The sequence below is a fragment of the Aquitalea aquatilis genome, assembly GCF_005155025.1.
In the GTDB taxonomy this organism is placed as follows: domain Bacteria; phylum Pseudomonadota; class Gammaproteobacteria; order Burkholderiales; family Chromobacteriaceae; genus Aquitalea; species Aquitalea aquatilis.
Genome location: NZ_CP039731.1, coordinates 2,851,833 through 2,875,215 on the forward strand (window position 1 = coordinate 2,851,833; position 23,383 = coordinate 2,875,215).

At 55.7% G+C, this 23,383-nt stretch carries 26 protein-coding genes and 2 tRNA genes; 21 read left to right on the top strand and 7 right to left on the bottom strand.

Annotation, left to right across the window (positions count from 1 at the left end; translation table 11 throughout):
- The first annotated feature begins 7 nt into the window (after positions 1 to 7).
- The 9 genes from FAZ30_RS13440 (at position 8) to FAZ30_RS13475 (ending at position 4,778) form a co-directional block, all read left to right on the top strand.
- Positions 8 to 559 (top strand): hypothetical protein, encoded by a 552-nt coding sequence (locus tag FAZ30_RS13440; protein WP_137009610.1) that lies wholly within the window; start codon positions 8 to 10, stop codon positions 557 to 559.
- A gap of 1 nt (position 560) precedes the next feature.
- Positions 561 to 725 carry a hypothetical protein gene (locus FAZ30_RS20425; RefSeq protein WP_168190847.1) on the top strand — a complete coding sequence of 55 codons (165 nt, stop codon included), beginning with the start codon at positions 561 to 563 and terminating at the stop codon, positions 723 to 725.
- An 11-nt stretch (positions 726 to 736) separates the two neighbouring features.
- Positions 737 to 1,225 (top strand): hypothetical protein, encoded by a 489-nt coding sequence (locus FAZ30_RS13445; protein ID WP_137009611.1) that lies wholly within the window; start codon positions 737 to 739, stop codon positions 1,223 to 1,225.
- A gap of 349 nt (positions 1,226 to 1,574) precedes the next feature.
- A complete protein-coding gene (locus FAZ30_RS13450; protein WP_137009612.1) occupies positions 1,575 to 2,000 on the top strand; it encodes a hypothetical protein in 426 nt (141 codons plus the stop codon).
- A gap of 75 nt (positions 2,001 to 2,075) precedes the next feature.
- Positions 2,076 to 2,375 carry a hypothetical protein gene (locus tag FAZ30_RS13455; protein WP_137009613.1) on the top strand — a complete coding sequence of 100 codons (300 nt, stop codon included), beginning with the start codon at positions 2,076 to 2,078 and terminating at the stop codon, positions 2,373 to 2,375.
- 17 nt (positions 2,376 to 2,392) lie between these two features.
- Positions 2,393 to 2,977, top strand: a complete 585-nt coding sequence (locus tag FAZ30_RS13460) for a transglycosylase SLT domain-containing protein (RefSeq protein ID WP_137009614.1) — start codon at positions 2,393 to 2,395, stop codon at positions 2,975 to 2,977.
- A 9-nt stretch (positions 2,978 to 2,986) separates the two neighbouring features.
- Complete coding sequence (locus FAZ30_RS13465) at positions 2,987 to 3,253, top strand: hypothetical protein (protein ID WP_137009615.1); 267 nt, start codon at positions 2,987 to 2,989, stop codon at positions 3,251 to 3,253.
- Between the two features lies 1 nt (position 3,254).
- Positions 3,255 to 3,734, top strand: coding sequence for a hypothetical protein (locus tag FAZ30_RS13470; RefSeq protein ID WP_137009616.1), 480 nt, complete (start codon positions 3,255 to 3,257; stop codon positions 3,732 to 3,734).
- A gap of 291 nt (positions 3,735 to 4,025) precedes the next feature.
- Positions 4,026 to 4,778, top strand: coding sequence for a class I SAM-dependent methyltransferase (locus FAZ30_RS13475; protein WP_137009617.1), 753 nt, complete (start codon positions 4,026 to 4,028; stop codon positions 4,776 to 4,778).
- 86 nt (positions 4,779 to 4,864) lie between these two features.
- On the opposite strand, the gene FAZ30_RS13480 is transcribed toward FAZ30_RS13475, so the two are convergent.
- Positions 4,865 to 6,016, bottom strand: coding sequence for a GGDEF domain-containing protein (locus FAZ30_RS13480; protein ID WP_124643331.1), 1,152 nt, complete (start codon positions 6,014 to 6,016; stop codon positions 4,865 to 4,867).
- A 386-nt stretch (positions 6,017 to 6,402) separates the two neighbouring features.
- Here FAZ30_RS13480 and tig point away from each other — a divergent pair, with 386 nt between their 5' ends.
- From tig to FAZ30_RS13520, 8 genes are all read left to right on the top strand, one after another.
- Positions 6,403 to 7,710 carry a trigger factor gene (tig, locus tag FAZ30_RS13485; RefSeq protein WP_137009618.1) on the top strand — a complete coding sequence of 436 codons (1,308 nt, stop codon included), beginning with the start codon at positions 6,403 to 6,405 and terminating at the stop codon, positions 7,708 to 7,710.
- Positions 7,711 to 7,734: 24 nt separating this feature from the next.
- The gene (clpP, locus tag FAZ30_RS13490) at positions 7,735 to 8,367 is read left to right on the top strand and encodes an ATP-dependent Clp endopeptidase proteolytic subunit ClpP (protein ID WP_124643334.1); all 633 of its coding nucleotides are present in this window, start codon (positions 7,735 to 7,737) and stop codon (positions 8,365 to 8,367) included.
- Between the two features lie 16 nt (positions 8,368 to 8,383).
- Positions 8,384 to 9,664, top strand: a complete 1,281-nt coding sequence (gene clpX / locus FAZ30_RS13495; RefSeq protein ID WP_124643336.1) for an ATP-dependent Clp protease ATP-binding subunit ClpX — start codon at positions 8,384 to 8,386, stop codon at positions 9,662 to 9,664.
- Positions 9,665 to 9,808: 144 nt separating this feature from the next.
- Complete coding sequence (gene lon, locus FAZ30_RS13500) at positions 9,809 to 12,223, top strand: endopeptidase La (protein WP_124643338.1); 2,415 nt, start codon at positions 9,809 to 9,811, stop codon at positions 12,221 to 12,223.
- A gap of 176 nt (positions 12,224 to 12,399) precedes the next feature.
- Positions 12,400 to 12,669 carry an HU family DNA-binding protein gene (locus FAZ30_RS13505; RefSeq protein ID WP_043572292.1) on the top strand — a complete coding sequence of 90 codons (270 nt, stop codon included), beginning with the start codon at positions 12,400 to 12,402 and terminating at the stop codon, positions 12,667 to 12,669.
- A gap of 42 nt (positions 12,670 to 12,711) precedes the next feature.
- Positions 12,712 to 12,787, top strand: a tRNA-Val gene (locus FAZ30_RS13510).
- A gap of 6 nt (positions 12,788 to 12,793) precedes the next feature.
- Positions 12,794 to 12,870: transfer RNA gene (locus FAZ30_RS13515), tRNA-Asp, on the top strand.
- Positions 12,871 to 12,947: 77 nt separating this feature from the next.
- Complete coding sequence (locus FAZ30_RS13520; RefSeq protein WP_124643340.1) at positions 12,948 to 14,792, top strand: SurA N-terminal domain-containing protein; 1,845 nt, start codon at positions 12,948 to 12,950, stop codon at positions 14,790 to 14,792.
- Between the two features lie 108 nt (positions 14,793 to 14,900).
- Here FAZ30_RS13520 and sodB read toward each other — a convergent pair whose 3' ends face one another.
- A complete protein-coding gene (gene sodB, locus FAZ30_RS13525; protein WP_124643499.1) occupies positions 14,901 to 15,482 on the bottom strand; it encodes a superoxide dismutase [Fe] in 582 nt (193 codons plus the stop codon).
- A gap of 129 nt (positions 15,483 to 15,611) precedes the next feature.
- Between sodB and FAZ30_RS13530 the strand changes: the two genes are divergently transcribed.
- The 4 genes from FAZ30_RS13530 to FAZ30_RS13545 are packed head-to-tail and all read left to right on the top strand — an operon-like array spanning position 15,612 to position 19,232.
- A complete protein-coding gene (locus FAZ30_RS13530; RefSeq protein ID WP_137009619.1) occupies positions 15,612 to 16,793 on the top strand; it encodes a BaiN/RdsA family NAD(P)/FAD-dependent oxidoreductase in 1,182 nt (393 codons plus the stop codon).
- A gap of 52 nt (positions 16,794 to 16,845) precedes the next feature.
- Positions 16,846 to 18,255 (top strand): replicative DNA helicase, encoded by a 1,410-nt coding sequence (gene dnaB, locus FAZ30_RS13535; protein ID WP_124643344.1) that lies wholly within the window; start codon positions 16,846 to 16,848, stop codon positions 18,253 to 18,255.
- A gap of 60 nt (positions 18,256 to 18,315) precedes the next feature.
- The gene (locus FAZ30_RS13540; RefSeq protein ID WP_124643346.1) at positions 18,316 to 18,624 is read left to right on the top strand and encodes a (2Fe-2S) ferredoxin domain-containing protein; all 309 of its coding nucleotides are present in this window, start codon (positions 18,316 to 18,318) and stop codon (positions 18,622 to 18,624) included.
- The gene (locus FAZ30_RS13545; RefSeq protein ID WP_124643348.1) at positions 18,624 to 19,232 is read left to right on the top strand and encodes an alpha/beta hydrolase; all 609 of its coding nucleotides are present in this window, start codon (positions 18,624 to 18,626) and stop codon (positions 19,230 to 19,232) included. The genes FAZ30_RS13540 and FAZ30_RS13545 overlap by 1 nt, the downstream gene beginning before the upstream one ends.
- 58 nt (positions 19,233 to 19,290) lie before the next feature.
- Here FAZ30_RS13545 and rnk read toward each other — a convergent pair whose 3' ends face one another.
- The 5 genes from rnk to FAZ30_RS13570 form a co-directional block, all read right to left on the bottom strand.
- Complete coding sequence (rnk, locus tag FAZ30_RS13550) at positions 19,291 to 19,701, bottom strand: nucleoside diphosphate kinase regulator (RefSeq protein ID WP_124643350.1); 411 nt, start codon at positions 19,699 to 19,701, stop codon at positions 19,291 to 19,293.
- Between the two features lie 126 nt (positions 19,702 to 19,827).
- Entirely contained in the window at positions 19,828 to 20,682 is an 855-nt protein-coding gene (locus tag FAZ30_RS13555) for a flagellin N-terminal helical domain-containing protein (protein WP_124643351.1), read from the bottom strand.
- Positions 20,683 to 20,811: 129 nt separating this feature from the next.
- Positions 20,812 to 21,609 carry a type I methionyl aminopeptidase gene (gene map / locus FAZ30_RS13560; protein ID WP_124643353.1) on the bottom strand — a complete coding sequence of 266 codons (798 nt, stop codon included), beginning with the start codon at positions 21,607 to 21,609 and terminating at the stop codon, positions 20,812 to 20,814.
- A 107-nt stretch (positions 21,610 to 21,716) separates the two neighbouring features.
- Positions 21,717 to 22,865 (bottom strand): porin, encoded by a 1,149-nt coding sequence (locus FAZ30_RS13565; RefSeq protein ID WP_233578409.1) that lies wholly within the window; start codon positions 22,863 to 22,865, stop codon positions 21,717 to 21,719.
- A gap of 166 nt (positions 22,866 to 23,031) precedes the next feature.
- Positions 23,032 to 23,346 carry a DUF3579 domain-containing protein gene (locus FAZ30_RS13570; RefSeq protein WP_059285374.1) on the bottom strand — a complete coding sequence of 105 codons (315 nt, stop codon included), beginning with the start codon at positions 23,344 to 23,346 and terminating at the stop codon, positions 23,032 to 23,034.
- Between the last annotated feature and the right edge of the window lie 37 nt (positions 23,347 to 23,383).

Consider the following 23,383-nt stretch of genomic DNA (forward strand, 5'->3'; position numbering starts at 1 on the left):
CAAAACGATGAAGCAAATTCGTGGAGATACATTTCAGCGGCATGTCAGGTTGGAGTCTGGTCGGCTGAAATCGATGGATGTAATTGAGGTTGATGTATCCGGAAATTGTGCGCGGTTGAAAATTCCAAACCATGGGCTGCCTCCGGTTTGGAGGGTGGCATTCATTGGGGTCAGCCTTCCTGGGCTGACTGCCCGTAATCGCCCACCGTTACCTGGTGATTTTCATCAGGTAACAGCAATAGACGCTGACTGGCTGGAGTTGAGCAATCTATCTGGGGTCGGCTGGCCGGAGTATTCCGGTGGCGCAGTAGTGCAGTTTGGTCAGCCGCTGGATATTTCTGGGGTGCTAGCATCTGCGCGTTTCTGTCGCCCTGGCGGGGCAGTGCTCGCTGTTCCTGCGGTCATTGTGCAGCAGGATGGTGGTTTGCTGGTGACCGTGTCTGCTGATGATACGCGGCAGTGGTTGCCTGGCCCTTTGTTGTTCCAGTTGGTATTGCACTGGCCGGATGGGACTGTGCGAACTGTGCAGGGTAGTTCATTCGAGGTTGTGGAGACCTGACATGGATATGCCGGTTGTTGTTGAAAAGGAGCTGGTCATTACTGCAATTGTTGATGATCCAGCACCTTGTCATGTTGTTGAAGGTATTCCGGGTCCGCCGGGCGCATCGGCGGCTGATGCTTTCGATATGGATATTGAATTGCTGTACCAAATTGCAAAACTCTAGAGGAGATATGTATGTCACTGGCAACACGTATTACCGAGCTGGCTCAGGCTATTGCCGCAGATGTTAAATCACTCAAAGCTGCGCAGGGTAATTTGTCTGTCCTGAATACCACGGCCAAGACCAGTCTGGTTGCAGCGATCAACGAGGTGCTGCAGTTGGCCCAGGCGGCTGGATCTTCGTCCGGTGCGGCAATCAATGATGCCGCAGCTAGTGCAGGCTCGACGTTCTCATCCAGCCATATCATTACATTACTGGCAGACCTGAAGAACCAGATTCTGGGCGGTGCCTCCTCGGCCTTGGACACGCTGGCGGAAATTGAAGCTAGGTTCGGTACTGATGAGACCGCAGTGGCCAATCTGCTCACGGCGGTTGGTAACCGGCTCAGCTTTGCCGATGCCCAGTCACTGACGGCCGCGCAGCAGCTCCAGGCGTGTGCCAATCTGGGTATCGGTGATCCGACAACCGACTTTTTGGCTGCGTACACTGCGGCTAAGGGCTGACTATGCCCTCGATGTCTTCACGAATTGCGTCTGTTTTTACAGCAATCGGTAGCGACATAAAAAGCTTATTCGCTAATAAGCTGGCGACGGATTGTGGGGCTGGGCAAATAGGCTCATTTGCGTTGATGTTCTACTCTAACGCGAATACCCAAATTGTGGCGGGAACCCTCTACTCTGGGGCTAAGCTGTATTACGCGCAGCTCTATACTGCTGGCGCGTCGCAGTCGGTAACGCAGGGGTCAGTGGTCTATTCGATTGTGGGTGTCTCTGCTGTAGGTACTTGGAGAGCCATGCACTCCCTGATTGCGGCACCGGGTAATTTCACGATTTTTTTAGCGCAGAGGGTCGCATGAAGCTTGAATATACAGCGGTAACTGATCTGCAGTGGGCCAATGAATCGCACTCAGCGATAACCATGACTGTAAATTTCAAATCACTTGGAGAGGTCCCTTTTACAGCCTCTCCTGATGATGCGGCGGATCATGGTCGGGAGTTGTTTGCACGAGCAGTTGCGGGTGATTTTGGTAATATTTACCCTGCTGATCAAGATGATGTGAATGACTTAAATAGTCATTCCTTGCGGCAGCTTCTTGATAATGCGCGAATTGCGCTATCTACAAGTGATGCAACATTGCTGCGTTGTTATGAGGTGGGAATTGCATTGCCTGCAGAATGGGTTGCTTATCGTAAGGCGCTGCGCGAGGTAATACGTGCGGGGGTAAATGGGATTGTTATGGAGATTCCGAATCGGCCGTCATATCCAGTTGGAACGTAGGTATCGTAATATTCAGGTGAGTTTATATTTTTAAAATATCCCGCTATTGCGGGTTTTTTCATTTATGGAGGCAGCATGTTGATTATTCTTCGTCGATTTTTTGATAACCGGCTTTTCCTTCTTGTTGTTCCTGCTGTTCTTGGCCTAGTGTGCTTTGATCAAGTATTGGCAGCTACTTGGGGTGCGCTGTTGCTTATTATTCCTGCTGTTGTTGGTTTGGCTTTGCTGCTCAGAAAAATCATGTTTCATGTCGATATGTCGCTTGTCACTGAGTTAGCCATGACAAGCCCTGTCGGTGCGGCGCTGGTTGTCCTGGCTGATCGAATTTTTGTAGCCGCAATCATCATCGGTGCAGTGCTGTGGCTGGGCCGATAGCTGCAAGTGCGCTGGCATTGCTGCCGCTGCTCTCAACGTCGATTCAACAATACTGGCCGGATATACCGGCCAGATCTGTTTTAGCGGCTCAGGTTGAGCAGGAGAGTGGCTGGCGGGCTGCTGCTACGCTTCGGACAAGCCGGGAGATTGGTGCCGGCCTGGGGCAATTTACGCGAGCGTACCGGGCTGATGGCTCGGTTCGCTTTGATGCAGTTGCTGAGCTGGCTTCTGCTCATCCTGAATTGCGGGGTTGGTCGTGGGCGAATGCATATGATCCACACTATCAGTTAGCGGCGGTAGTGCTGAAAAATCGCACATCGTACCGGGCGATAGGCTGGGCGGCATCGCCTGAGGATCGCATGGCGATGATGGATGCCGCTTATAACTCCGGGTTGGGCTCTGTAATAAAGCGCCGGGCAAAGTGCAATGCAATACCTGGTTGTATTCCTGGTCGCTGGTTTGGCCATCTGGAGCGATCTAGTACGCAAAGCAAGTCGCGTGTAGCTGGTTATGGCCAGTCATTCGCAGACATTACAAATACGCACGTCCGGAATGTCATGGTTGTGCGCCGTCCCAAATACAAAATCTACTTCAAAGAATAGGGGTCTTTCATGTCCGGTGATAACCATTGCGCAATGCCCAGCGATGTCGTTGTGCTGCCGCGTGAGCAGTTTTCTGAGTTGCTGGAGGAGGCGGCGAAGCAGGGTGCGGAAAAGGCGCTACGTGAGGCTGGGGTTGATGGTGCAGTTCGCCTGGCAAAGCGTGTAGATGGCATCAGCGACAAGATTATTGCAACGGTTGTTAATAGTCTTGTTATGGGCCTAATGGTTGCAACTTTAACTGGCATTGTTTTGCTATTTAGAGCGAAGGGTGGTTGATATGCGGGCATTTATCGTTGTTGGTGTTATTGCTTCCCTGGTTATCTCTGGAGTATGGCTACGCGGCGCTATAGACCGGCCGGTGATTGCTAGTGCAAAGGCGGATGCCTCTGCGGCGCGTGGTGTAACTACTGCGGTACAGAAGGCGCGGGATGTCGAGTACAAGATTGCTGCAAGTGATGCCGCCGCGAGTGCTGAATATCAGAAAGGATTAGATGATGGAAAAAAAGATCTCGATGGCGCTCTTGCTCGGCTGCGCGCTGCTGTCCGGCTGCGTGACCAGCAGCTCACTGCCGCACGCTCCGGGAATCTGCCCGCAGCTGGCTCCGGCCCCGGCGGACGTGATGGTGAAACGGGAACCGACTTTCTTGCAGCGCATGGAGAAGATGCTGAACGACTCGCTGCCGAGGCCAACGAAGTCGTCAAGCAGCTGAGCGCCTGTCAGGTGATTGTTTCGAATGACCGGAAATTGTTGCAGTAGGAAAAATAAAATCCCCGACTTAATTTAAGCCGGGGATTTTTTATGCTGCGTGGGCTAAAGGCACTGTCGCAAATTTGTCGCAAGTATCTCTATGGGCCAATAAAATCAATGTTTTTCGAGTCTCTCCGCTCGCACCACAACTCAGTTTTTTCTCTGGTAATCCTGCGGTGTATCCGCTTCGTTTTACTCCTGCAGATGCGGTATGCGATAGTCTGCACACTCCTCTTGTTTTGTACTGCGTTGTCTGTATCCGTATTCGTCCCGTGATTGATCTCAATTAGGCGGAGTTCGATGCACAAGTCCACTGTCAATGCGCTGTACACCGACCCGCGGCTGATCGCTGTATACGATGTGCTGAATGCCGGAGAGGCCGATCATCTGTTTTATGCGGAGCGGATTGGTCCTGAGAGCAGGGCTGTCGTTGATATCGGTTGTGGCACAGGCGTGCTTGCGCTGCGCTTGGCGCAACTGGGGCATTCCGTCACAGCTATTGATCCGGCGCCGGCAATGCTAGACCTGGCGCGTGCACGTAGTGGTGCCGGGCAGGTCTGTTGGCGTAGTGGCACGGCGACCGACTTGCCACCTGATACGCGTTTCGATATCGCACTGATGACGGGGCATGCCTTTCAGTGTCTGTTGACGGATGAAGCAGTGCTGCAAACGCTGCTTGCTGTGCGTCGCCGCTTGCGGCCGGGTGGGGTAATGATGTTTGAAAGTCGCAACCCGGTCGGTGCGCCCTGGCAGCGGTGGACGCCCGAGTATTCGCGCCGCATGGTTGAGCTGGCGGATGGTGAACAGCTTGCTGTCTGGCATGTGCTGCAGGATTTCGATGGGGCGTTGCTCAGTTTTGATACTCACTACCATTTTCAGCGTGCCGATGTGCGGCTGCACAGTCAGAGTGTCTTGCGGTTCATGACGCATGCTGCCATTGCCGAGCAGTTGCGGTTGGCCGGTTTTGTGCGAGTGGATTGGTATGGCGACTGGCAAGGCGGGGCACTGACGCCGGCGAGTGCCGAAATGATCGCTATCGCCCGTTGTGACTGAGCTATATGAGCAGGGCGTTTGTGATTGATGTGGAGACGGTGCTTGGCTGTGAGGCGGATATCTGTCGTTCCAAGTCGCATGCTGCCTTAGATGATGGGTGCGGTCTGGCGGCGCGGGTGAACGGCATTGCGCCCGGCGTGTTTGGCAGCATAGAGCGCCTTGTCGGTGGCGGCTAAAAATGTTTGTTCACTGTCGTCCGTCTGCCACTGCGCCAGCCCCAGGCTGACCGTGGCGTGCAGTTCACTGGCTCCGTGTGGTAGTGGCGAGTCGGCAATCGTATTCCGGATGGTCTCGCACAGGATAAAAGCCTGATCCACGCTAGTGTCGGGCAGCAGGATGGCGAACTCTTCACCGCCAATGCGGCATACCAGGTCCTGCGGACGTACGTTGAGCTGCAGCAGGCTGGCGATGTGGCACAGCACTTTGTCGCCGGCATCGTGGCCGTAGTTATCATTGATGCGTTTGAAAAAATCGATATCCAGCATGGCGAGGCAAAATGGGCGCTGGTCCAGACTGTGGCGGTGCTGCAATTGCGCCAGCCTGGCATAAAAGGCGCGTCTGTTGGCCAGGCCGGTCAGCATATCGGTGCTGGCCATTTGCTGGATACGGTTTACCAGTGCATCCGAAAAGTGTTCACCCGCCAGTAGGGCGATGAACAGAATGATGGAGCCCGATAGCAGTACTCCCAGATTCAGTATGCTGATCATGGTGGGGCCGAGCGTCTGTACGGTGAGTGCGGCTGGCCATTGCATGAACTGGAACAAGGAAAACCATCCCAGGCAGATTCCGCAGACGATGGCCATGCCACGTCGATCATTGATGGGGACGATGAGGGGCGCGGTCAGGAAAAACAGCAGGAAATAGAAGTGTGAGCCGAAGAGTGTGCCCTGTCCGCCAAGAATGCCAGTCAGTACCGTGGTTTGGCAGATCAAGCAGGCTTTCCAGTAGTGGGGAGGCTGGCCACAAGTTTGGCGCCAGCGGAACCAGGCGATGCCGGTGGCGGGGATGGGGATTTCCACCAGGCATGAGTGTGCCAGTTCGCGATTGCCCAGCGTGAGAAACAGCAGGTAGTAAAACAGCACCATCAGCAGCACCGAGGCAGGGACGGCATTGGTAATGTACTGCCGTCGCCGCAGCGGGCCGCTCAGTGTGGGGTCTACGCCTGCGGTGATCCATTGCCAGGCCATGGCAAGGGCAATGGGCGGCTTGGTGGCGATCGATTGATGGGGTAGGCCCATGGCGGCTCATCCGGATTATTCATCGTCTGTTTATTCAGCATAGTGAAAAATGCGGAAAGTCGCCGGGCTTGGTTTACTGGTCTGGCAGTGACAGTGCGAGGGGTCCCCGTGATGATGGCTGGCTATTGCTATAGCCCAGTGTGGGCAAGCATTTGCGCCGCGATTCGCCTGCATACAAAAACAGGGTGCATGTTATACTGCGCGTTTTCGCAATGGGATGCGGGCCTGATCGTTGCTGCGTAAGCGCAGCAGGGCTTGCACTTGTAGCCGGGGCTTGTGGCCCCATATAGAGCCGAAGCCTCCCAAGGGTTTCACCTGTTTTCCAAAATACGAAATGTTCGCGCAAAGGCCGAACTCGTATTCAGATGACTAGTTAAGGATTGAACATGCAAGTACAACTGGAAACGTTGAGCAATCTTGAGCGCCGCATGAACATCGCTCTGCCGATGGCTGCCATTGATGCCCAAGTCACCGAGCGCCTGAAGCGCGTGGCACGTACTGCCAAGATTCAAGGTTTCCGCCCGGGCAAGGCTCCGCTGAAAATCGTTGAAGCAAACTACGGCGCCCAAGTGCGTGAAGAAGTGCTGGGCGAACAGGTTCAGCAAGGCTTCTACGGCGCAGTCAGCGAACAGAAGCTGCGTGTTGCCGGCTACCCGCGTTTCGAACCGGTAGCGGCCGAGGGTGATGTCGAGAACTTCAAGTTCGCAGCCACTTTCGAGGTATACCCGGAAGTCAAGGTTGGCGAGCTGGCCGACAAGGAAGTCAAAAAGCCGGCCACTCCGGTGACTGATGTTGAAATCGACAAGACCATCGACATCCTGCGCAAGCAGCGTACCCGTTACAACCGTGTTGAGCGTGCTGCTGCCGAAGGCGACCGCGTGATCATCGATTTCAAGGGCAGCATCGATGGCGTGCTGTTTGATGGCGGTTCTTCCGAGAACTTCCCCTTCGTGCTGGGTCAGGGCCAAATGCTGGCCGACTTCGAAACCGGCGTGACCGGCATGAAGGAAGACGAAGTCAAGAACGTGGAAGTGTCCTTCCCGGCTGACTACCATGGTAAGGATGTTGCCGGCAAAACCGCCGTCTTCGAAATCACCGTGAAGAATGTTGCCGAAGCTACCCTGCCGGAAGTGAACGAAGAGTTCGCCAGGCTGCTGGGCATTGCCGATGGCGATGTAGAAAAAATGCGTGCCGAAATTCGCAAGAACGTCGAGCGCGAAGTGAAGCGTCGTCTGCAGGCTCGCACCAAGGAAGCCGTGATGCAGACCCTGCTGGATGCCACCGAAATCACTCTGCCCAAGGCCTTGGTGCAGCTGGAAATCGGCCGCCTGATCGAGCAGGCTCAGCGTGACATGCAGCAACGCGGCATGAACGTAAAAGACATGCCCTTCCCGCCGGAGCTGTTTGCCCAGCAAGCAGAACGCCGCGTGGCCCTGGGTCTGATCCTGGCTGAAGTGGTTGAATCCAACAAGCTGGAAGCCAAACCGGAACAAGTGAAGGCGATGATCGAAGAGTTCGCCGACAGCTACGAGCATCCGGAAGAAGTCCTGACCTGGTACTACGCCAGCGCCGACCGTCTGGAAGGCCCGACCTCCATGGTGCTGGAAGACAATGTGGTGGAATTTGTTCTGTCCAAGGCCAAGGTTGAAGTAGAAGAATTGTCCTTTGATGCCCTGATGGGTAGCAACGCCTGATAACGACACAAACGGAGTTGGTCGATGAAATCGATGATTGAACCGCAAGGGCTGGGCCTGGTGCCCATGGTGGTGGAGCAGAGTGGTCGTGGCGAACGCGCTTATGACATCTACTCGCGACTGCTGAAGGAGCGTATCGTGTTCCTGGTAGGGCCCGTCACCGACGAATCGGCCAACCTGGTTGTGGCGCAGATGCTGTTCCTCGAGTCGGAAAATCCGGACAAGGACATCTACTTCTACATCAATTCGCCAGGTGGTTCGATCACGGCGGGCATGTCCATCTACGACACGATGAATTTCATCAAGCCGGACATTTCCACGCTGTGTATCGGTCAGGCTGCCAGCATGGGGGCTTTCCTGCTTTCTGCCGGCACTCATGGCAAGCGCTTTGCCCTGACCAATAGCCGGGTGATGATTCACCAGCCGTTGCTGTATGGCGGTGGTCTGAGCGGCCAGGTGACCGATATCGAAATCCATGCCCGCGAGCTGGTGAAGGTAAAGGGCAAGATGAACGAGCTGCTGGCCAAGCATTCCGGCCAGACCATGGAGCGTCTGCAGGCCGATACCGAGCGTGACAATTTTATGTCCGCCGAGGAAGCCCGCGAGTACGGTCTGATTGATAAAGTGCTGACCTCCCGCAAGGATGTTACGGCGTAAGCAGTGGAACTAGCTAATGGCTGATAAAAACAGCAACGAAAAACTTCTGTATTGCTCTTTCTGCGGCAAGAGCCAGCATGAAGTCCAGCGTCTGATCGCCGGTCCCCAGGTATTCATCTGCAATGAATGCGTCGAGCTGTGCAATGACATCATTCGTGAAGAACTGGAAAAGGTGGTTGGCGAAATCGGTGATGCCGCCGGCACTGCCACCGCACTGCCCACTCCGCAGGAAATCCGCGCGGATCTGGATCAGTACATCATTGGCCAGGATTTTGCCAAGAAGACGCTGTCCGTTGCCGTGTACAACCACTACAAGCGGCTGTACACCCCGGCGGGCGACAAGGACGAAGTCGAGCTGGCCAAGAGCAACATCCTGCTGGTAGGTCCTACCGGTTCTGGCAAGACCCTGCTGGCGCAATCGCTGGCGCGACTGCTGGATGTGCCGTTTGTGATTGCTGACGCCACCACGCTGACCGAAGCCGGTTATGTGGGGGAGGATGTCGAGCACATCATCCAGAAGCTGCTGCAGAAGTGCGACTACGATGTAGAAAAAGCCCAGCGTGGCATTGTCTACATCGATGAAATCGACAAGATTTCGCGCAAATCGGAAAACCCGTCCATCACGCGTGACGTGTCGGGCGAAGGTGTGCAGCAGGCATTGCTCAAGCTGATCGAGGGTACGGTGGCTTCCATCCCGCCGCAAGGTGGGCGCAAGCACCCCAACCAGGAATTTATCCAGGTTGATACCACCAATATCCTGTTCATCTGCGGTGGTGCATTCGATGGTCTGGAAAAGATCATCCGTCGTCGCTCGGAAAAGGGCGGTATTGGTTTTGGTGCGGAAGTCAGCTCGCGCGACGACAGCAAGTCGACCTCGGCGCTGTTCAAGGAGGCCGAACCGGAAGATCTCATCCGTTTTGGCCTGATTCCAGAGCTGATCGGCCGTCTGCCGGTAGTGGCTACGCTGGAAGAGCTGGATGAAGAGGCGATGGTCACTATCCTGACTCAGCCGAAGAATGCGCTGATCAAGCAATACCAGCGTCTGTTCCAGATGGAGTCGGTTGAGCTGGAAGTGCGTCCGTCAGCCTTGCGGGTGATCGCCAAGCAGGCGCTGATTCGCAAGACCGGTGCACGTGGTCTGCGTTCGATTCTCGAGCGCGTGCTGCTCGATACCATGTACGAACTGCCGTCCATGGAAAATGTTGAAAAAGTAGTGGTAGATGAAAAGGTTATCGAAAAAGGTGAGAAGCCTTTGTTCATCTATCGCGACAAGGGTGACGAAGTCCAGTCTGCCTGAGCTTTTCAGCTGTGATGGAAAACCGCCCGTCATGGGCGGTTTTTCTTTTGTGTTGTCGCCAAACTGATTTAGTATGGGGTGTTGATTTTCAGCGTGCATGCCCCATCTTTCATGCATTGTTTCACGTACGCAAGGTTAGGTGATATGCCCCAACCCGCAGAACTCCGCGAAGAAACCACATTGCCCTTGCTCCCGCTCCGGGATGTGGTTGTTTTCCCCCATATGGTCATTCCGCTGTTTGTTGGAAGAGCCAAATCGATCCGCGCGCTGGAAAGCGCCATGGATGAAGGCAAGCAGGTGCTGCTGGTCGCTCAGCGTTCGGCCTCCAAGGATGAGCCTGAGGCTGACGATCTTTATGGCATCGGTACCATCGCCTCTGTCCTGCAAATGCTCAAGCTGCCTGATGGTACGGTCAAGGTCCTGGTCGAGGGGCGTCAGCGCGCGCTGATCAGCCAGGTAGCTGAAGATGGTGGCTGCTTTGTCGGCACCATTACCCCGTTGGCCGCGGATGGCGAAGACTCCACCGAGTCCGAAGCCATGCGCCGTGCCCTGCTGGCGCAGTTTGAGCAATACGTCAAACTCAACAAGAAAATTCCGCCGGAGGTTATGACCTCGCTGGCGGGTATCGAGCGTGCCGGTCGCATGGCCGACACGATCGTGGCTCATCTGCCGCTCAAGCTGGAGCAAAAGCAGGAGGTGCTGGAGATGTTCGACGTGCGTGCGCGTCTGGAACACCTGCTGTCCCAGCTGGAGGGTGAGATCGACATTCTGCAGGTAGAAAAGCGCATCCGTGGCCGCGTCAAGCGCCAGATGGAAAAGAGCCAGCGCGAGTATTACCTGAACGAGCAGGTCAAGGCCATCCAGAAAGAACTGGGTGACATTGATGAAGTCAGTGACCTGGACGAGCTGGAAAAGAAAATCCGCCTGGCTGGCATGCCCAAGGAAGCCAAGGACAAGGTCAGTGCCGAGCTGAAAAAGCTCAAGATGATGTCGCCGATGTCGGCTGAAGCCACTGTGGTGCGCAACTACATCGACACCTTGCTGGAACTGCCTTGGAAGAAGAAGACCAAGATCAACAAGGATGTCGGTAATGCCGAGGCTGTACTGGATGAGGATCACTTTGGCCTGGAAAAGGTCAAGGAGCGCATTCTCGAATATCTGGCAGTGCAGCAGCGCGTTGACAAGCTCAAAGCGCCTATTCTCTGCCTGGTAGGCCCGCCGGGCGTGGGCAAGACCTCGCTGGGGCAGTCGATTGCCCGTGCCACCAACCGCAAGTTTGTGCGCATGGCGCTCGGTGGCGTGCGTGATGAGTCGGAAATTCGTGGTCATCGCCGTACCTATATTGGCTCCATGCCCGGCAAGGTATTGCAGAACATGAGCAAGGTCGGCGTGAAGAATCCGCTGTTCCTGTTGGATGAGGTAGACAAGATGGGGGCCGATTTCCGTGGCGACCCTTCATCCGCCTTGCTGGAAGTGCTGGATCCGGAGCAGAATCACTCCTTTGTCGATCACTACGCCGAGGTTGAGTACGACTTGTCGGATGTCATGTTCGTGGCTACCGCCAATTCGCTGAACATTCCGCACGCTCTGCTGGACCGGATGGAAATCATTCGCCTGGCTGGTTATACCGAGGACGAAAAGGTCAATATTGCCCTGAAGTACTTGGTGCCCAAGCAGATCAAGGCGAACGGCGTGCAGGAAGGTGAGCTGGTGCTGCAGGAGTCGGCCTTGCGCGACATCGTGCGCTATTACACCCGTGAAGCGGGTGTGCGCAGCCTGGATCGCGAGATTGCCAAGATCTGCCGCAAAGTGGTGACCGGTACCTTGCTGGGCAAGAACAAGGCTGCCAAGGTTACGGTCAATGCCAAGAACCTGGACAAGTATCTGGGTGTGCACCGCTTTGATTATGGTGTGGCCGAGCAGGAAAACCGCATTGGCCAGGTCACCGGTCTGGCGTGGACCGAGGTGGGTGGCGAATTGCTGACCATCGAGGCTGTATCGCTGCCAGGCAAGGGCAATATCATCCGTACCGGCCAGCTGGGCGAGGTGATGCAGGAGTCGATTACTGCGGCAATGAGTGTGGTGCGCAGTCGTTCGCGCGCTTTGGGAATCAAACCTGATTTCCATGAAAAACATGACATGCACATTCATGTGCCGGAAGGTGCCACTCCCAAGGATGGTCCGAGTGCAGGTATCGCCATGACGACCGCGATAGTTTCCGTTCTGGCGGGAATTCCGGTACGCTCTGACGTTGCCATGACGGGTGAAATCACCTTGCGCGGCGAGGTTCTGCCGATTGGTGGCCTGAAGGAAAAACTGCTTGCTGCGCATCGCGGCGGGATCAAGCATGTGCTTATCCCGCATGGCAATGCCAAGGATCTGGTGGATATCCCCACCAACATCAAGCAGAAGCTGGAGATTCATCCTGTGAAGTGGATCGACGAGGTACTGGCTCTGGCGCTGGAGCGTCAGCCGGAGCCTTTGCCTGAAGAAGCCAAGCCGGACGAGTTGCACCCGGCGCCGGAAGGCGCAGCTGGTGTATCCGTAATGACGCATTAAAAATCAGTATGTTGCAGCAGTAGTGAATTTACCGGGCCGCTAGCGCTTTCCAGCAGGGTTTGCGAAATGGCAATATTCCGCTGGAAGCCGCTTGACACAAGGATTTTAGCCTTGCTATAAAGCAAGCGGTTTTTATCCGAATTACGTAGACCGAAGAACGACGAAAGGGGACTTACGTGAACAAGTCTGAACTGATTGATGCAATCGCCGCTGAAGCCGATATTTCCAAAGCTGCAGCTGCCAAGGCACTGGATGGTATGGTTGCCGCTGTTACCGATGCTCTGAAAAAGGGCGACACCGTGACTTTGGTAGGTTTTGGTACATTCTATGTTGGCGAGCGCGCTGAACGCAGCGGTCGCAACCCGAAGACTGGCGAAACCATCAAGATCCCGGCTGCACGTTCTCCGAAGTTCCGTGCTGGCAAAGCACTGAAAGACGCGCTATAATTTGCAACCTTGTCGTTAGCGATAACGGCGAGGTTTTATAGCGGGCGTTTAGCTCAGTTGGTAGAGCGTCTGCCTTACAAGCAGAATGTCGGCGGTTCGACTCCGTCAACGCCCACCAAAGTTTGGAGTGGTAGTTCAGTTGGTTAGAATACCGGCCTGTCACGCCGGGGGTCGCGGGTTCGAGTCCCGTCCACTCCGCCAGAATCTACAGAAAAGGTGAACGTATTCAGTCGTTCACCTTTTTTTTTACCAATGGGGTGGCTTGCGCCGATATCGCCATGTTCGATTTTGTTCAGAATAATAAAATTGCCATTCAAGTCATTCTGGGTGCGGTAGCGCTGACTTTTGTCGGCTTTGGTGTGGGTAGCTACTCCTCCGCCGTGGAAGACCCTTACCTGGCCAAGGTTGGCTCGGCCAAGATCTACAAACGTGATCTGGACCGGGTCCTGGAAGGTCAGCCCAGCGATGCGGCGACCCGTCAGCAAGCCATGGACGACCTGATCCGCCAGAACCTGCTGCTGGCTGCCGCGCATGATGGTGGTGCCGTGGTTACGCCGGAGCAATTGCGCAAGGCCATTGCCGGCATTGCCGAACTGCAGGAAAACGGCCAATTCAGTGCCTCCCGTTACAAAGAATTCCTTGCCGCGCGCAATATGTCGCCGGAGGCTTTTGAAGCCAAGATCAGCCGCGACATCATGTTGCAAAACCAGATCAATAACTTTGCCGGCACCGGGTTTGTTTCGCGCAGCATGGTGGAGCGTCTGGGCAGCCTGATGGCAGAAGAGCGCCAGGTTCGCTTGCTGCTGCTCAAGCCTGCCGATTTTGCGGCCCAGGTTAAGACGGATGATAAGGCGCTGCAGGCATTCTACGATGCCAATGCCAAGCGCTTCCGCAGTGCCGAGGCGGTCAAGCTCGACTACGTGTTGCTGTCGCCGCAAGCTGTGGCTGCGGGATTGACGGTGAGTGATGCCGAGGTCAAGCAGTATTACGAACAGCACAAGGCTGATCTGTCAGGCGAAGAGCGCCGTGCCTCACACATCCTGCTGACTGTCCCCAAGGATGCCAAGCCGGCAGACAAGGCCAAGGTCAAGGCAGAAGCTGACGCCTTGCTCAAGCAATTGCGTGCGGATCCCGGCAAGTTTGCCGAGCTGGCCAAAACCCGCTCGCAAGACCCCGGCTCCGCTGCCAATGGTGGCGATCTGGGTTTCTTCGCCCATGGTGTGATGGTGAAGCCGTTTGATGATGTGGTATTCCGCATGCAACCGGGCAAGATCAGCGAAGTGGTGGAAACTGAATTCGGTTATCACATCATCAAGCTGGATGAGGTCAAGCAGCCTGATTTTGCTGCGGTGAGAACTGCGGTTGAAGCCAAGCTCAAGCAGCAGAAGGCTGCTGGCCAGTTGCGCAGCATGTCGGACAAGCTGGCCGAAGTGGCTTACCAGCAAGCGGACTCGCTCAAGGGTGTGCAAGATGCTCTGAAGCTTGAGGTCAAACACTCTGACTGGCTGTCTCGTGACAAGAAATCTGCCGATCCGGTATTGGCCAATGCCAAGGTGCTGGATGCAGCTTTCAGTGATGATGTGCTGAAGAAGAAGCACAATAGCGAGCCAGTAGATGTTGGTGGTGGCAACCTGTTGGTGGTGCGTGTGGCTGATCACCAGCCGGCACGTCAGCAAGCGCTGGCTGAGGTTCGTGAGCTGATCAAGGCTGAACTGATTGCGACCGAAGGTGCCAAGCTCGCGGAAAAGCAGGGGCAGGCTTTGCTGGCTCAACTGAAGGCCGGCAAGGCAGTGGATGCGCCCAAGTGGGGTGAGCTGCAGGCTGTGTCCCGCCGTAATCCGGGTGGGATGCCGACTGCCGATGTGCGGGCAGTGTTTGCAGCCGCTGCTAGCACGCTGCCTGCGTTTGCCGGTAGCAAGCATGATAACGGTGACTATGCCATCTACCAGATTGCCAGTGTCGCTGCTGGGGCTGCTGTGAGTGATGCAGAACGCACCCAGTTGGCTGCGGCGATGGAACAGATGACCGCCCGCAATCAGTTGGGCAGTTATCTGGAAACCTTGCGCCAGAAGTATCCGATCAAGCTGGGTAAGCAACAGCTGAATGATCAGAGCGAGCAGTAACAGGCTTACGAAAAAGCCGACCTTATGGTCGGCTTTTTTTGTTTGCCCCGACCGTGCCGGGGGCAATAAAAAAGGGCCGTAAGGCCCTTGCTTGGAACTCAAGTCTGCTTAGGCAGCGAAGTTCTTGGCAGCAAAATCCCAGTTCACCAGCTTCCAGAAGCTGTCCAGGTAGTTCGGACGGCTATTGCGGTAGTCGATGTAGTAGGCGTGTTCCCATACATCACAGGTCAGCAGCGGGGTTTTGTCGGTGGTCAGCGGGGTGGCGGCATTGCTGGTGGAAACCAGGTCGAGCGAGCCATCGCTGTTCTTGACCAGCCAGGCCCAGCCGGAGCCAAAGGTGCCAACGGCAGTCTGGGTAAAGGCCTTCTTGAATTCTTCGAAGGAACCCCATTTGGCGTTGATGGCATCAGCCAGTGCGCCGGTCGGTTCGCCACCGGCATTGGGAGCCAGGCCGAACCAGTAGAAAGTGTGGTTCCACACCTGAGCAGCGTTATTGAAAATGCCACCGGAGGATTTCTTGACGATTTCTTCCAGCGAAGCGTTTTCGAACTCGCTACCCTTGATCAGGTTGTTCAGGTTGGTAATGTAGGTCTGATGATGCTTGCCGTAGTGGAATTCCAGAGTTTCCTTGGAGATGTGGGGGGCCAGCGCATCCAGTGCGTATGGCAGTTCCGGCAGTTTGTGTTCCATCATGCTCTCCTTGTTGAGAATTGGGCTTGCAGAATTGCGTAAGCCGAATCTAGCGGAATGCTGTATGCCCAAGTGTACTGGAATCGCCTGTTAATCGCCAATAGTTGACTAAATAAGTAAAGTAAGAAAATGAATAAGTCATTTGACGTCATCGTACTGGGAGCCGGGGCTGCCGGCATGATGTGTGCTGCTGTCGCCGGCCAGAATGGACGGCAGGTTCTGCTGCTGGATCATGCCCAAAAGCTGGCGGAGAAAATCCGTATCTCTGGCGGTGGGCGCTGCAACTTCACCAATAATGCGGCCCGGCCCGATTGCTATCTGTCAGAAAATGCCCATTTCTGCCGCTCTGCGCTGGCACAGTTTGGCCCGCGTGATTTTCTGGTAATGGTGGAAACACACGGTATTGCCTACCACGAGAAAAAGCTGGGTCAGCTATTTTGTGATGACTCCAGCCAGCAAATCATCGACATGCTGGATGCCGAGTGCCGTCAGGGCGGGGTGGAGCGTCACATGGGTGTCACCGTGACGGCGGTGAGCGCAGGGATGACTGGTGGCTTTGTGCTGGATACCTCGCTGGGCTGCTTTGAAGCGCGTTCACTGGTGGTGGCTACCGGTGGTTTATCCATCCCGCAGATTGGTGCTTCGCCACTGGGCTATCGCATTGCCGAGCAGTTCGGCTTGCCGGTAACCAGCCTGAGCCCGGCCTTGGTGCCGCTGACTTTTCATGTGGAAGATGCCGAAGCCTTTGCTCCCCTGGCCGGGGTGTCGCTGGATGTGGAAGTGCGTGCTGGCAAGGGCCGCTTCCGTGAGCAGGTGCTGTTTACCCATAAGGGGCTCTCAGGTCCGGTCATCTTGCAGATTTCCTCGTATTGGGAACCCGGCATGGATGTGGTGATCAACCTGTTGCCCGATTGCGATGGACTGGCTTTTCTGGAGGAGCGGCAGGGTAGCGAGCAGCTGCTCAGCAATGCGTTAGCGGAGTTGGGCTGGCCCAAGCGCTTTGCCGAGGCCTGGCTGGCGCGGCAGGGCTGCCATGTACGGCTGAAAGAGCTGACACCCAAGAAGCGCGTGCAACTGGCCGAGCAGCTACACCACTGGCGCATCAAGCCTAACGGCACCCAGGGTTACAAGAAGGCAGAAGTCACGCGCGGTGGCGTATCGACCAAGGCTCTGTCCTCCAAGACCATGGAGGCGCGCGCGGTTCCTGGTTTGTATTTTATCGGCGAGGTGGTGGATGTCACCGGCTGGCTGGGGGGATATAACTTTCAGTGGGCGTGGTCATCCGGCTATGTGGCGGGTAAAAACTGCTAGAATTGCCACCTGATTCCCTGCTGTTGCCTGTAGCACATTTCATTGAGTCTCCATGACCGAACAGTACGAAAATTTTGACGGCGCCATGGCGTCCTTGCGCACCCCGCCGCACTCCACTGAAGCAGAGCAGTCGGTGCTGGGTGGCCTGATGCTGGACAACAGCGCTTTCGACAAGATTGCCGATGTGGTATCAGAGGCCGATTTTTATCGCCATGACCACAAACTGATTTTCAAGCACATTGCCCGCCTGATCGAGCTGGGCCGCCCGGCCGACGTGGTGACGGTGTCCGAAGTGCTGGACAAGAATGCCGAGCTGGCTGACATCGGTGGCCTGTCCTACCTGGCCACGCTGGCGCAGAATACGCCATCCGCCGCCAATATCCGCCGCTATGCCGAAATCGTGCGTGAGCGCTCCATCATGCGCCAGCTGGCAGTGGTTGGGGCGGAGATCGCCGAGTCGGCCTATGCACCGCTGGGGCGCGATGCGGCCCAACTGCTGGACGAGGCCGAGGGCAAGGTGTTCCAGATTGCCGAATCGACGGCCAAGTCCAAGCAGGGCTTTCTGGAAATGCCCGGCCTGTTGAAGGAAGTGGTCGAGCGTATCGACATGCTGTACAGCCGTGATAATCCGGACGAAGTGACCGGCATTCCCACCGGCTTTATCGATCTGGATGCCAAAACATCCGGCCTGCAGCCGGGAGACCTGGTGATTGTGGCTGGTCGTCCGTCCATGGGTAAAACCGCCTTCTCCATGAATATCGCCGAGCATGTGGCGGTGGAGTACAAGGCACCCGTGGCCGTGTTCTCCATGGAAATGGGCGGGGCACAGCTGGTGATGCGTATGCTGGGCTCGGTGGGCCGGCTGGATCAGCATGTGTTGCGTACCGGCAAGCTGGGCGACGAAGACTGGCAAAAGCTCACCTACGCTATCGGCAAGCTATCCGAGGCACCGATGTATATCGACGAAACGCCGGCATTGACCGCACTGGAGCTGCGCGCGCGGGCGCGGCGTCTGGCCCGCCAGCATGGCGGCAAGCTGGGCCTGATCGTGATCGACTATTTGCAGCTGATGTCGGGTTCTGGCCGTGGCGACAACCGTACGGCGGAGTTGGGTGAAATTTCGCGTGGACTGAAAGGCCTGGCCAAAGAGTTGCAAGTACCGGTGATTGCCCTGTCGCAGCTGTCGCGTGCGGTGGAACAGCGCCCCAACAAGCGACCGATGATGTCCGACTTGCGTGAATCCGGTGCCATTGAGCAGGATGCCGACATCATCATCTTCATGTATCGCGAAGAATACTACAGCCCGGAAAATGCCGAGGTAAAAGGCATGGCCGAGGCGATTATTGGTAAGCATCGTAACGGCCCCACCGGTGCCGTGCGGCTGGCCTTTGTCGGCAAGCATGCAAAGTTTGAAAACGCGGCCACGCTGGGCATCAGTGGCTGGGCCGATAGTGATGGTTAAGCTGTGAGGTGGCAGTGCGCTGTGTAGGCAGCGGTCTGCCCAACCTTGGAAAGGAAACGCATGAGTTTTTTCGACAAGCATGTTTTTGTCTGCTGCAATCAGCGGGCTGCCGGCGAGGATTGTTGCAATAATCACGGCTCCAGTGAGTTGCTGTCGTATATGAAAGACAAGGTAAAGGCGCTGGGCCTGGCGGGTGACGGCAAGATTCGTGTCAACAAGGCGGGCTGCCTGGGGCGCTGTGATCAGGGGCCGGTCATGGTGGTTTATCCGCAAGAGACTTGGTACACCTTTGTCGATCGAGAGGATATTGACGAAATCGTCGATGAACACATGGTGGCTGGCCGCATTGTGGAAAGGCTGAAAGTCTGATGCTGAAGGCGCAAAACAAGCTTGTCATCGCCGGACCTGCCGGTGCGCTGGAAACCATCGTGGTATCGCCACCGGGGCTGGCCAGTGGTATCGCCGTGATCTGCCATCCCAACCCACTGCAAGGCGGGACCAATACCAACAAAGTGGTGCAGACGGCCGCCAAGGCGCTATCCCAATTGGGGTATGTCTGCTATTGCCCCAATCTGCGTGGTGTCGGGGCAAGTGAAGGCCTGCATGATCACGGCCTGGGTGAGGTGGATGATGTGCTGGCGGTGGTGGCCCATGCCCGTAGCGAGCAGGGTGATCTGCCGCTGGCATTGGCCGGTTTCTCGTTTGGTGGTTTTGTGGCAGCCCGTACCCGGGCGGTGATTGAAGCTGACAAATTGCTGCTGATGGGCGTGGCAGTGGGCAAGTATGAAATCCCCACGCCAGCGGTACCAAACGACACCTTGGTGATTCACGGTGAAGAGGACGAAGTCATTCCGCTGTCAGCCGTACTTGACTGGGCCAGGCCGCAGGATTTGCCGGTGCTGGTTTTCCCGGGTGCAGGGCATTTCTTCCACGGCAAGTTGATCAAGTTGGCGCAGATGATTCAGCGTTGCTGGTGAGTGGGAGTTCAGATAGAAACAGGGCCAGTCACAGGACTGGCCGTTTTTTTGCCTGCGCTCAGCGATGCAATTCGCCGGCAGCTTCTGGCTGGTAGGTTACTTCCAGTACGGTCAGCCTGGTCTGACCGGCCAGTGTGGGCCAGTCTATGCTTTGGCCTTCAGCCAGTCCCAGCAGGGCTGCGCCGATGGGGGCCAGGATGGATACGTGGCCGGCGGTACCATCGGCCTGATTGGGATAAACCAGGGTCAGCAGTTTTTCTTCACCGCTTTGCTCAATCCGTACCCGTGCCGTGCTGTTCATGGTAATGATGCCGGCCGGGATGTTTTCCGGTTCTACCACTTCTGCGCGTTCCAGTTCTGCTTCCAGAGCCGCCAAGGTTGTCTTGTCCTGTGCGGGAAGTCGCTCCATCCAGGCGGCCAGCCTTTCATAGTCCAGGCTGGAAACGATAATGGCCGGTTGGGTTGGCATGGTTTTACTCCTTGTTGATCAATAAAAAGCACAGGATAGCGGGCGCTATCCTGTGCGGGCCGGTGCGTACTGTTGCCGGTTGTTTACTGAAACTTGGAGTGCCGCGGTGCGATAAAGTTGCCAGAGTTAGCCGAGCAGGCTGAGTGCGCTGCGCTGGGAGATATTGGCCTGGCCCTGAATCGCCATGGCCGCTTGGCCGAGTATCTGTTGCTGTACCAACTGTGCGGCCGCTGCGGCGTAATCGGTATCGCTGATGCGACTGTTGGCGGCTTGCGCATTCAGCGATGAGTTCTGCAGATTATTGATGGCAGCGGAGAACTGGTTACTGCTGGCCCCGAGCTGGGTGCGCGAGCTGCTGATGGTGTTCAGATCGGTCTGGATATTGCCTTGAGCCGCCAGTGCGCTGGCCGGGCTGGAAAGGTCGATGGTGCCGGTGGCATTCAAATTGGCATTGTAGCTGTGAAGACCACCACTTGAGGGGCTGGCACTCAGGTTGCTGGTATTTACACTGATCTGGTTGCTACTGTCGCCGTTGGGGCCTGTCTGGAATTGCAGCGCGTTATTACTGCTCAGCAAGGCGCTGCCGTTGTATTGGGTGTTCTGGATGATGGCCGAATTGCTTTGTGTCAGCTGGTCGGCTTGCTGTTGCAAGGATTGTCGGTTGCTGCTGCTCAGTGCGGCATCGCCGGCCTGAATGGCCAGATCCTGCAGCTGCTGGCTATTGTCTTGTAGTTGACTTAGCGCACTGTCGGCGGTTTGAACCATGGAAATACCATCAAGCGCATTGCTGCTGGCTTGGTTGTCTCCACGCACTTGTGCTTCAAGTGATTGCGACAGGGCCGTATTGGCTGCATTGACCGCGGCACTGCTCAACTGGGTGCCGGATGCAAGCTGGGAAAGTGTCTGCTCGGTATTCTTGCGTGATTTGTCGAGCTGGGTTTGGGCGTTGAGTGCGCCGAGATTGCTATTGATGTTCAGCATGGCTAATCCCGATGTAAGTGCTGTCAGATCATCGACTTACTATAGTGCTATCTGTTGATGATTACCAGTTTTTACACGGAAAAACACCCGCCAGTGGCGGGTGTTCTGTGCGCAGTGAATGAGCAGGGACTAGCGTGCGGCAGGTTTGGCCGGTGTGCCGGCTGACTGGGTCAGTATTTCATAGCCAGTTTCGGTCACCAGGATGGTGTGTTCCCATTGCGCGGACAGGCTGCGGTCTTTGGTGGCAACCGTCCAGCCGTCACCCATCATGCGCAGGTGGCGTTTGCCCTGGTTGATCATCGGTTCGATGGTGAAGATCATGCCGGCCTGCAACTCCAGGCCGGTACCGGGGCGGCCGTAGTGGAGAACCTGCGGCTCTTCGTGGAAGCGCTTGCCGATACCATGGCCGCAGAATTCCTGTACCACGCTATAGCCATTGGTTTCGGCGTATTGCTGTACGGCATAGCCGATATCACCCAGTGTGGCGCCTGGCTTGACCTTTTCAATACCGCGCCACATGCATTCATAGGTGATTTTGCACAGACGACGGGCATGTTCGCTGACTTCGCCAACAAAGAACATGCGGCTGGTGTCGCCGTGGTAGCCGTCCTTGATCACGGTGATGTCGATGTTCATGATGTCGCCGTTTTTGAGCGGCTTGTCATTGGGAATGCCATGGCATACCACGCTGTTGATCGAGGTGCAGATGGATTTGGGGTAGGGGTTGTGGCCATCGGGTGCGTAGTTCAGCGGGGCCGGAATGCAGCCTTGCACATTGACCATGTAGTCATGGCATAGCTTATCGATGGCTTCGGTGGTTACGCCCGGTTTGACAAAGGGAGTGATGTAATCGAGTACTTCGGAGGCCAGCTTGCCGGCGATACGCATTTTCTCGATATCGGCGGCTGTTTTCAGTTCAACGCTCATTGTGGTGGTCTTGGTGTGTGCGGCAATGTTCCATTCTAGCAAATGATGAAAAAACGGGCATCCTTGAGGATGCCCGTTTTACAGTTTGTTGCTAAGCGGTGTGCAGCTTAGAACGCAACTTTCAGACCAACACCGAAGGCTTGCGGGTCGTTGCCTGCAGCGAGGGTACCGGTGGTGCCTGATACCGAGGTGTAAACGGCATTGTTGGCAAAGTTGGCAGCTTGCTTGGCTTTGTTGGTGATCTTGGTGTAGTAGCCGAACACTTTGGTGGACTTGGACAGGTTGTAGTCAGCACCCAGGGCCCACTGATGCGCCTTGTAGTCGTCTTCAGTGCCAGCAGCAGCACCCTTCAGGCGACCCAGCGAGCTGTATTCCAGTTTCAGCGTAGCAGCACCAATATCTTGACCAACCGACAGGGTCCAGTCGTCTTGTTTCAGGGTGGTGCCGCCAGTGGTGGCATCGAAGCGGCCAAATTCATAACCGGCACCTACGAAAGTACCCGATGCAAATTTGTAGCTGGTAGCCAATTTGTAGAAGTTGGTGTTCTTGCCGGAGTAAAGGGTCGCGCCCTTGTAATCGCCCTTGTCATTCTGGCGATCCCAGCCGGCAGCAACTTGCAGGCCGCCATTGGTGTAGTTGCCAGCCAGCGACAGACGAGTGGCGTCGGTCGAGCCATTGGTTGCAACGCTGTCCGTGCGGGTTTCATCAACGCCGTAGGATACGCCTAGTTGGAAGCCAGACCAGTTCGGCGAGAAGTAATGAACAGAGTTGGTAAGGCGTGCTTCAGCACGGCTGTAAACACTGGAGGAACCGTTGTTTTCAGCAGTGGTATCGCCAAACAAGTTCAGGCCAATGTTGGTCAGGGTTTTGTACGCGCTGTCGTTTTGGCCTACCAGTACCTTACCGAAATTGGCGTTGTCCAACCCTACAAAGGAGTTACGGGTGGCAAAAGTTGCGCTCTGGTTTTTGTCGTTGGTGCCGCCTTGTTCGAAGTTACGCAGGCTGCTTTCGACTTGCCAGATGGCCTTGGTGCCATTGCCCAGATCTTCGCTGCCTTTGAAGCCGATGCGGGAGTTGTGGTCAACAACACGTGTACGGGATTTGTAATCAGAACTGGAGCCAGCGGTGGCGCCGGTGGCCTTGGTAGATTCGATGCCACTGCTCAGGAAACCATAAATGGTTACATCTGCGTGGGCGGCGAAGGGAACGGCGAACAGGGTTGCAACCAGTGCGGCTAGGCTTTTCTTTTGCATCATCAGTGCTCCATCAGGGGTTTTATGTTCGTTATACGTACTGGTTGTGGCGAATCTCTATGTTTGAGCCGTCCAGCACCTCAGTACTGTCGAAGTTTAACCACAAAATGTGACGCGAATGTTGCAGAAAAGATGCAAAGCTCTGCTGGAAAAAAGCTAACTGTTGTTTTTATGCTAAAAACTTATTGGGATAAACCTCGTCGATTAGTGTGCGGCAATCGACAATTCTTAGGTCATTGTCTTTGGCAAAATCCATCAGGAACTGAAATACTTGCGGGTCGATCTTTTGCAGCTTTTTGTCCACGGCGACGCAGCGCACGCCTTCCAGCAGCATGGGGCGAACATAGGCGTGGTAGGACAGTTTCTGGTCGCCGCCAAAGGAGGCCAGAATGCCGGCCAGGCGCTCTGCCCAGTCGCTGGGGCGGAAAGTGCGGCCTTCGGAGGTAAGCCCCTGGATGACTACTTCATATGGATTGCAGATCATGGTGATGAACCGGAGTGTGCTTTTAAGGTGTGGTCTC